Raw genomic sequence first — 217 nt, 5'->3', positions numbered from 1 at the left:
TATTAGTTTGCGTCGTTACCCAAGCCGCGATATCAGCATCTAGGTTGGCTTGTGCTGTAGCAGGATTAGGATCATCAAATTCAGCAGCAATAGCACTATCATCGCTAGGCGCATCATAGCTTACTACTTGCGGTTGTGTTAGGGTATATGTAGCAGTAGGATTAGTAGAGCCACAGATATCTTCTACCGTCCAGGTAATAGTTACCGTACCTCCCGT

Annotated in this window: 1 protein-coding gene; it reads right to left on the bottom strand. The window is 45.6% G+C overall.

The features are described from left to right. On the bottom strand, positions 1 to 217 hold a 217-nt coding region (locus FGF67_RS17395; protein ID WP_158293261.1), incomplete at both ends, for a hypothetical protein.

Origin of the sequence: Allotamlana fucoidanivorans, from assembly GCF_006265225.1 — a bacterium.
In the GTDB taxonomy this organism is placed as follows: Bacteria; Bacteroidota; Bacteroidia; order Flavobacteriales; family Flavobacteriaceae; genus Allotamlana; species Allotamlana fucoidanivorans.
Note: the sequence above shows the minus strand (reverse complement) of the source record. Positions and strands in the feature narration are given on the sequence as shown.